Below are 8,244 nucleotides of genomic sequence, written 5' to 3'. Positions count from 1 at the left end.
CACCTGCCGCCGAGCAGCATCGCCTGCCGCCGGATTCCACGACCAAGCAATCGGTCGCGCTGCCCGGCCGCACGCTCGCCTTCAGCGCGACCGCGGGCTCGATCCGCGTGTTCGACGACAAGGGCGAGCCGCTCGCCGACATCGCCTACACCTCCTATCAGCTCGACGGCGCCGAGAAGGCGAGCCGCCCGGTGACGTTCCTGTTCAACGGCGGGCCGGGCTCCGCGTCCGCCTGGCTGCAATTCGGCAATGTCGGGCCGTGGCGACTGCCGTTCGACGGAGCGGTGGCCTCGGCCTCGCCCGAGCTGGAGCCGAATGCCGACACCTGGCTCGATTTCACCGATCTTGTCTTCATCGATCCGGTCGGCACCGGCTACAGCCGTTTCGTCACCACCTCGGAAGATGCGCGCAAGCGCTTCTTCACCGTCGATGGCGATGCCAATTCGGTCGCGCTGGTGATCCGCCGCTGGCTGGAGAAATACGACCGGCTGACCTCGCCGAAATACGTCGTCGGCGAAAGCTATGGCGGCATTCGCGGACCCAAGGTGGTGCGCAATCTGCAAATGCAGCAGGGTGTCGGCGTACGCGGCCTGATCCTGATCTCGCCGGTGCTCGATTTCCGCGACTATACCGGCTCCAGCATCCTGCAATATGTCGCGAGCCTGCCGACCATGACGGCGGTCGCGCGACAGGCGAAGGGGCCGGTGACGCGCGAGGATCTTGCCGACGTCGAGAGCTACGCGCGCGGCGATTTCCTGCTCGATCTCGTCAAAGGGCAGGCTGACACCGAGGCCACCGCGCGGCTCGCCGACAAGGTCGCGAGCCTGACCGGCATCGATCCGGCGGTGAGCCGCAGGCTCGCCGGCCGCTTCGACATCGGCGAATTCCGCCGCGAGTTCGATCGCAAGAACGGCAAGGTGACCGGCCGCTACGATGCCTCGATCGAAGGCTTCGATCCCTATCCGGACTCCAGCTCCTTCCGCTTCAACGATCCGTCCGGCGATCCGCTGATGGCGCCGCTGACCAGCGCCGCCGTCGACCTCACGACGCGCAGACTGAACTGGCGGCCGGACGGTTCGTATCATCTGCTCAGCGAAAGCGTGAGCAAGGGCTGGGAGTTCGGCCACGGCATCAGCCCGCCGGAATCGGTGACGCAGCTGCGCCAGATGCTGGCGCTCGACCCCAAGCTGAAGCTCCTGATCGGTCACGGCCTGTTCGACCTCGCGACGCCGTACTTCGCCTCAAAGATCATCCTCGACCAGCTGCCGGCCTTCGCGGGTCCGAGCCGCGCCAGGCTCGCGGTCTATCCCGGTGGCCACATGTTCTACTCCCGCGACGGCTCGCGCCAGGCGTTCCGCAAGGAGGTCGAGGCGCTGGTGAAGTGAGGGGGATGGGCCGCCTGGATTGCATCGCCTGCCGCAAATATGGCGTCGTCCTGGCGAAGGCCAGGACCCATAACTACCGAATTCGACTGTGAACGAGATCGGGGCCCCAGCGTCGCGCACCGATCGCCATTAGGGGTAATGGGTCCTGGCTTTCGCCAGGACGACATCGAATTTGTTGCGACATCAAGAGTCACACATCCGTGTTCTCGCGAAACTGAGCTGCCGTTGTGATAAACCGAAATATTCTTTGCGCGGGGGCGATTGACAGGTTTTTGCTGAGCTGCCCGTCGGGTCAATTGGTCTCAGCCGTAGGTCTCCACGATGAAGTCGATCAGGGCGCGGAGCTTCGGTGTCATCTTGCGGTTCTTCGGCCACAGGATCTGGCGCGCGCGGGCTTGCGTCGAGTAGTTCGGCAGCAGCACCTGCAGCCGGCCCGCGGCGATATCGTCGGCCAGCAGCTCGTCGCGCATCAGCACGATGCCGGCGCCGGCCAGCGCCGCATAGCGGATGCCGAACGCGCTGTTGATGAAGAGGCGGCTCGCGACATCGACATGCACTTCGCCCTCCGGTCCGACGAAGGTCCATCGCTGCCCGTCCGACCAGCCGGGATAGCGCAGGCATTCATGGTGGATGAGATCCGCCGGATGCGTTGGTGTGCCGCGTTCCGCGAGATAGCTCGGCGCGGCGCACACTACTCCTGTGTAGGGCGACAGCGAGCGCGACATCATGGTGGAGTCGGTCAGCGTGCCGACCCGGATCGCGGCATCAAGCCCTTCCTCGAGCAGATCGACCATCCTGTCGCTGAGGATGAGGTCGACCGAGACTTCCGGATATCTCTTCATGAAACGGACCAGCGCGGGCGCCAGGCTGTACGACCCGAAGGCGACTGAGGTCGCGACGCGGAGCTTGCCGCGCGGCGCGCTCAACGCTTCCTCGACCAGCGCATCGCCGGCCTCGGCCTGTTCCAGCAACTGCTTGCAGTGATCGAGATAGCTGCGGCCGAGTTCGGTGAGACCCTGCCGCCGCGTCGACCGGTTGATCAGTTGCGAGCCGAGCCGGTCCTCGAGAAAACGGATATGCTTGCCGATCATGGTCGGCGAGATCCGCAGCTCCTTGGCCGCCGCGGTGAAGGAGCCGAGATCGGCGACGCGGGCGAACACGGACATGCTGGTCAGTCGGTCCATGGATTATAAACCAATGGTTATTTCATTGCGCATCATCGCGCCGGTTACGCGGCATTGGAATCGGATTTATTACCACAAGTGAGTAATCGGCGCGAATGCGCGTTCGATCGCTTTGGAATGTCGCGGTTGCGCCCGGAGGGGCGCAGTCCGCGCGGGTCTCGAACCAGGACAGGAGTGTCAGGATGCCTTTCCAGATTATGATCAATGGGACCAGTCATTCGGTCGATGCCGATGGCGATACGCCGCTGCTGTGGGTGCTGCGCGACGTGCTCGGCATGACCGGCACCAAATTCGGCTGCGGCATGGCGCTGTGCGGCGCCTGCACGGTGCATCTCGATGACAGCGCGGTGCGCTCCTGCATCACGACGATCGACAGCATCGGCGACTCCAAGATCACGACCATCGAGGCGGTCGGCAAGACGCCGGCGGGCAAGAAGATCCAGGACGCCTGGCTCGCGCACGGGGTGCCGCAATGCGGCTACTGCCAGTCCGGGCAGATCATGTCCGCCTCTGCCTTGCTCGCAAGCAAGCCGAAGCCGACCGATGCGGATATCGACGACGCGATGGCGGGCAATATCTGCCGCTGTGGGACCTATGTCCGCATTCGCGAAGCCATCAAGCAAGCCGCGCAGTCGGGAGGTTGATCATGACGCTGATGAACAATGTGTCTGAGCACTCCGCCGATCTGTCGCGCCGCAACTTCCTCCGTGCCAGCGCGATCGCAGGCGGCGGCCTGCTGCTCAGCGTGAGCCTGCCGTTCGCGAGCCGCGAGAGCGAAGCCGCGGCCGCCGGTGACTTCGCGCCGAATGCCTTCATCCGGATCGGCGGTGACGGCAAGGTCGTGCTCACCATGCCCTATGTCGAGATGGGGCAGGGCACCTACACCTCGATCCCGATGCTGATCGCCGAGGAGCTCGAGATCGGCCTGACGCAGGTGCAGCTCGAGCACGCGCCGCCGAGCGACAAGCTCTATGCCAACCCGCTGCTCGGCGTGCAGGCTACCGGCAATTCGAATGCGATGCGCGGCGCCTGGCAGCCGATGCGGAAGGCCGGCGCCACCGCGAAAGCGATGCTGGTGGCAGCCGCCGCCAAGCGCTGGAACGTCGAGCCCGGCTCGTGCCGCGCCGAGAACGGCGAGGTGCTTCACGCGGCGTCGGGACGCAAGCTCGGTTACGGCGAACTGGCGGCCGATGCGGCGCAGGTGCCGGTGCCGGAGAACGTGACGCTGAAGAGCCCGGCCGAGTTCAAGCTGATCGGCACGCCGGCCAAGCGGCTCGATACGCCCTCCAAGATCAACGGCTCGGCAGTCTACGGCATCGACGCGCGGCCGCCCGGCGTGAAGGTCGCGACGCTGGCGCAGTCGCCGGTGTTCGGCGGGCGCGTCAAGCGCGTGGATGATGCGGCGGCGAAGGCCGTCAACGGCGTGCGCCAGATCGTGAAACTCGATGACGCCGTCGCCGTGGTGGCCGATCACATGGGGGCGGCCAAGAAAGGTCTCGCGGCGCTCACGATCGAGTGGGACGAGGGGGCTCACGCCAAGCTCGCCACGTCAGATATCGCGCGCGAGCTCGAAGCCGCCACCACGAAGCCCGGCGCGGTCGCGCAGAATATCGGCGACGCCGACAAGGCGCTGGCGGGCGCGGCGACGAAGCTCGAGGCAACTTATCAGCTGCCGTTCCTCGCCCATGCCACGATGGAGCCGATGAACTGCACGGTGCATGTTCGCGCCGACGGCTGCGAAATCTGGGTCGGCAACCAGGCGCTCTCGCGCGTGCAGGCGGTGGCCGCGAAGATGCTGGACCTGCCGCCGGAGAAGGTGGTGGTGCACAATCATTTGCTCGGCGGCGGCTTTGGCCGCAGGCTCGAGGTCGATGGTGTCATTCGCGCCGTGCAGATCGCAAAGCAGGTCGATGCGCCGGTCAAGGTGGTGTGGACCCGCGAGGAGGATATCCAGCACGACATGTACCGGCCGTACTGGTGCGACCGGATTGCGGTCGGCCTCGATGCATCGGGCAAGCCGGTGGCCTGGAACAACCGCTTCGCCGGCTCGTCTGTGATTGCGCGATGGGCACCGCCGGCGTTCCGCAACGGTCTGGACCCCGACACGACAGAGGGTGCGATCGACCTCGTCTACGACATCCCCAACTTCCACGTCGAATATGTCCGGGTCGAGCCGCCCGGCATTCCGACCGCGTTCTGGCGCAGCGTCGGGCCCTCGCACAATGTGTTCGTCACCGAAAGCGTGATCGACGAGATGGCGGCGGCCGCCAAGCAGGACCCGGTCGATTATCGCCGGGCGCTGCTCGGCAAGTCGCCGCGCGCCAAAGCGGCGCTCGAGCTCGCGGCGGCCAAGGCCGGCTGGGGCGGCAAGCTGCCGGCCGGGCGCGGCCGCGGCGTGTCGCTGCAATTCGTGTTCGGCAGCTACCTCGCGCAGGTCGCCGAGGTCGAGGTTGCCAAGGACGGTTCGGTCCGTGTCCATCGCGTCGTCTGCGCGATGGATTGCGGCACCGTGGTCAATCCCGACACCGTGCAGGCGCAGCTGCAGAGCGGCATCAATTTCGGGGTCACGGCCGCGCTCTACGGCGAAATCACGCTGAAGGACGGTCGCATCGAGCAGAGCAATTTCGACAGCTACCAGATGCTGCGGATCGATCAGGCCCCGGCCATCGAGGTCCATATCGTGCCGAGCACCGAGCCGCCCGGCGGCATGGGCGAGACCGGGACATCGGGAATCGTGCCTGCGATCAGCAATGCGATCTTCGCGGCGACCGGCAAGCGGCTGCGAAAGATGCCGGTCGATCCGGCGGTGTTGAAGCAGACGTGACCGATTGAGGGACGGCACAGCTGTGCTTCGCGGGTCGAGGGTGACTTCGGCTCGCGCGCGGCACCGCATTCTCGCGACATGATTGTCCGAGTTCTGCTCTTCATTCCGCCCTCTCGCTTGAAGAGGGCGCAGGGAAAGCCGGGTGCCGATCGCAGCCATGAGTCCGGTGCAACAAAAAGCAACGGGAGGTAGGGCCACAGGTGTAACCGGAGCAATCCCGGCTTTCCCTGCACGATGGCCTTACGGGTCTTGTTCTATTGCCTCGACAGGCGGGTCTAGCCCTCGCGCCGGAACTGGCCGAGCTCGTGCAACAATGCAGCCCCGGTCCGCAAGCCGCTGTAGAAGCAGTCCAGCGTCATGTTTTCATTCGGCGCATGGTTGGCTTCGTCCGGATTGGCATAGGGCGTGACGAAGGCAGGGATGCCCAGGAGCTTGGTAAAGACGTAGTTGGGCAGACTGCCGAAGCCGGCCGGTATCAGCAGCGGCTCCTGGCCATGGGCGGCAACGAAGGCGCGGCGCAGCGGCGCGGTGTAGGGCGAGGCGATCGGCGTCTTCGAGGGCTGCATTCCCATGTCTGCAGCGACGAACTCGACCTCGGGCGCATGTTTGGCGACGTGAGCCCGGACCTTGCGCAGGATGTCCTCGGCGTCCTGAGCCTCGACGAGACGGATGTCGCATTTGACGAAGGCCTCGTTCGGCAGCACCGTCTTGGTGCCGGGGCCGCCATAGCCGCCGTGGAAACCGTTGATGGTCAGCGTTGGCTGGAAGCAGAGGCGGTCGTAGAAGGGGCGGTCGGCAGGCGCGTCGAAGCGCTTCAGTGCAAGGCTCGCTTTGACGGCCTCGATATCGAGCGGCAGGCGCTCGATCGCCACCAGTTCCTCAGCCGCCGGTGGCTCGACGGCATCATGCAGCCCCTCGATGGTGATCTCACCGGCCGCGTTCTTCATCGTGCCGAGAAGGTGGACCAGCGTCCAGATCGGGTTCGGCACGACGCCGCCGAAGTTGCCGGAATGGACGTCGCGGCTGGCATGGCGGCAGCGCAACTCGAAGGAGACGACGCCGCGCGAGCCGAACTTGATCGTCGGTGCGCCGCTGGCATGACGCGGGCCGTCGGCGGTGACGGCAAGATCGGCCTTCAAAAGATGCGCGTTGGCGCGCACGAAACCGGCGATGTGCGGGCTGCCGATCTCTTCCTCGCCCTCCAGCAGCAGGATGACGTTGCAGGGCAGTTCGCCGTGCACCTTGAGATGGGATTCGATCGCCAGGATCTGGGCGAGGTGCTGGCCCTTGTTGTCACCGACGCCGCGTGCATAGAGCCGGCCGTCCCGGATCGTCGGCTCGAAGGGCGGCGATATCCATTTCTCGAGCGGGTCGGCCGGCTGTACGTCATAGTGTCCGTAGAGCAGGACGGTCGGCTTGCCTGGTGCCTTCTCCCAGCGCGCCACCACCATCGGATAACCCTCCGTGGGGACAAGGCCGGCTTCGAGGCCGATCCCTGTGAGCATCTCGACCAGCAGGGCGCCGACCTCAGCGATGCCGATGTTCTCGGCGCTGATGCTCGGATGGCGCAGATAGGCGATCAGGCGCTGCAGGAAGGTGTCGCGGTTGGATTCGATATGAGTGAAGACGGCAGCCAATGCGTCGGAAGAAGCCACGATGAGCACCTGGCAATCCAGCGGTCGTCGCACCGGAAGACGCCGGCGCGATCAGCGTCGGATTGCGCGAGTGCTTTACCTCCCGCCAAAGAGACAATCAACGGGGAGACGTCAATCGCCATCGGCGCGACAACAACTACGTCCGCCATGCCCTGCGAGCGATCAAGCTCGCGCCGGTGTCACTAACGCTCACGGCTCCACGGGAAGAGCGAGGCCGGGAAATCGGCCGCGTAGCGGTGACCGATCGGCGGGCGGGGCTCTTCTTGCGGAGGATTCGGGTCAGGCTCGATCACCTTCCTGTAAAGATGCCAGGTCGCATGACCAAGCACCGGCAGAACGACGCAGAGACCGACGAAGAATGGCAATGAGCCCACAGCGAGCAATACCGCAACGATCAATCCCCACGCCGCCATCTCAATTGGATTCATCATCACGGCCCGTATCGAGGTGCGGATCGCATCGATCGCTGTGGCATGGCGGTCGAGCATCAGTGGAAATGAGACGACGCTGACGCACAGGGCAGCCAGGGCGAAAAGGAAGCCGACGCCGCATCCGACGATGATGAGCGACCAGCCTTCGGGTGTCGTCAACACGCGCTTTGCGAAATCAGGGATGCTCGCAGCCGGAGCATAGCCGAAAGTCGCAATGTAGATCGCGTCTGCGGCGGCGATCCAGACCCCGAACAGAACGAACAGGAGAATGCCAAGTTCGAGCATGGCGCCAAACGACGGCGCGCGCAGCACCTGCATTGCATCCCAGGCTCCTGGCTCCTCTCCTCGCTCGCGGCGGCGGCTCAGTTCGTAGAGGCCTAATCCGGCGAAAGGACCGATCAGGGCGAAGCCGGCGGCGAGCGGAAACAGCAGCGGCAGCACCGAATAGCCGATCACAAGTCTGAACAGGACAAGTCCGAGGACGGGGTACATCACGCACAGGACGATGGCGTGGGTCGGGATGGCCTTGAAGTCTTCCCAGCCGAGGCGCAGCGCGTCGCCGAGGTCGGAAAGGCTGATCTTGCGAACGACAAAGGCGGTCGAGACGCCAAACAATTGCAGTTTGGGTCGTGCGAATACGGTAGTCATGGTTCCGGTCTCCTTGCTTGTGCCCGCAGGGGAACGGAGCGCCATCAACACACGCACATCCGCCTCATGCGCGAAAATCGCGACTGAGTCCGGCAAATCAGATTCAACCAGAAGGAG

At 65.0% G+C, this 8,244-nt stretch carries 6 protein-coding genes; 3 read left to right on the top strand and 3 right to left on the bottom strand.

Features of this window, described 5'->3' with window-relative positions:
• The coding region (locus H8B02_RS22640; protein ID WP_229168332.1) for a S10 family peptidase at positions 1-1,385 on the top strand (1,385 nt) is incomplete at its 5' end.
• A gap of 302 nt (positions 1,386-1,687) precedes the next feature.
• Here H8B02_RS22640 and H8B02_RS22635 read toward each other — a convergent pair.
• Complete coding sequence (locus tag H8B02_RS22635; protein ID WP_229168331.1) at positions 1,688-2,569, bottom strand: LysR substrate-binding domain-containing protein; 882 nt, start codon at positions 2,567-2,569, stop codon at positions 1,688-1,690.
• Between the two features lie 182 nt (positions 2,570-2,751).
• On the opposite strand from H8B02_RS22635, the gene H8B02_RS22630 reads away from it, so the two are divergent.
• Both H8B02_RS22630 and H8B02_RS22625 read left to right on the top strand, forming a co-directional pair.
• On the top strand, positions 2,752-3,213 hold the full coding sequence (locus H8B02_RS22630; protein ID WP_229168330.1) for a (2Fe-2S)-binding protein: 462 nt from the start codon (positions 2,752-2,754) through the stop codon (positions 3,211-3,213).
• A gap of 2 nt (positions 3,214-3,215) precedes the next feature.
• Positions 3,216-5,393, top strand: a complete 2,178-nt coding sequence (locus H8B02_RS22625) for a xanthine dehydrogenase family protein molybdopterin-binding subunit (RefSeq protein WP_229168329.1) — start codon at positions 3,216-3,218, stop codon at positions 5,391-5,393.
• A 275-nt stretch (positions 5,394-5,668) separates the two neighbouring features.
• On the opposite strand, the gene H8B02_RS22620 is transcribed toward H8B02_RS22625, so the two are convergent.
• Both H8B02_RS22620 and H8B02_RS22615 read right to left on the bottom strand, forming a co-directional pair.
• Complete coding sequence (locus H8B02_RS22620) at positions 5,669-7,048, bottom strand: M20/M25/M40 family metallo-hydrolase (RefSeq protein WP_229168328.1); 1,380 nt, start codon at positions 7,046-7,048, stop codon at positions 5,669-5,671.
• 182 nt (positions 7,049-7,230) lie between these two features.
• On the bottom strand, positions 7,231-8,127 hold the full coding sequence (locus tag H8B02_RS22615; RefSeq protein ID WP_229168333.1) for a DUF2189 domain-containing protein: 897 nt from the start codon (positions 8,125-8,127) through the stop codon (positions 7,231-7,233).
• Between the last annotated feature and the right edge of the window lie 117 nt (positions 8,128-8,244).

The organism is Bradyrhizobium altum (assembly GCF_020889705.1).
Classification (GTDB): Bacteria; Pseudomonadota; Alphaproteobacteria; order Rhizobiales; family Xanthobacteraceae; genus Bradyrhizobium; species Bradyrhizobium altum.
Note: the sequence above shows the minus strand (reverse complement) of the source record. Positions and strands in the feature narration are given on the sequence as shown.